Below are 477 nucleotides of genomic sequence, written 5' to 3'. Positions count from 1 at the left end.
CTTACTATTTCGTAGTGTTTCATTTAAATATGTTTTCATACGAAATGTATTTCTTATTTTTATTGATACTAAACAGTTAAAGGAGATACGAATATGAGAAAAGGAAAAACTCCTATTGTTTTTATCCCAGGTCTTTTCGGTTCAATGAGCAATATTATTATTCCCGGCACTGGTAATTGGAGTTTTGGACTTTCTGCATTTGTTTACGAACCATTCATCATGATGCTAGAAAGTATGGGTACGAACGAAATAAAGATTTGTTCATCTGTTTTTATGACTGGCGGCAGCGTATTGTTTTCCTTTTTGAACAAGTGCACTATATGTTTCAGCTAATTTTTCCGAGTTGTAGCCGTTCCACGGCATGAACGCGATCAGCATGTTCTGGCCCAGGGCCAGCTCGCCGATGTCGGTGGACGGACCGTCGGCCAGCACGTCGCCGCGGGCGATGACGTCACCCACCTGGACCAGCGGACGCTG

At 42.8% G+C, this 477-nt stretch carries 1 pseudogene; it reads right to left on the bottom strand.

The window, feature by feature from the left end:
• Positions 1-336 precede the first annotated feature (336 nt).
• Positions 337-477, bottom strand: a pseudogene (locus tag ABGA94_RS17245) (hypothetical protein); the annotation flags it as partial.

It is taken from the genome of Stenotrophomonas sp. 3diitr2024 (assembly GCF_042136455.1).
Lineage (GTDB): Bacteria > Pseudomonadota > Gammaproteobacteria > Xanthomonadales > Xanthomonadaceae > Stenotrophomonas > Stenotrophomonas sepilia.
Note: the sequence above shows the minus strand (reverse complement) of the source record. Positions and strands in the feature narration are given on the sequence as shown.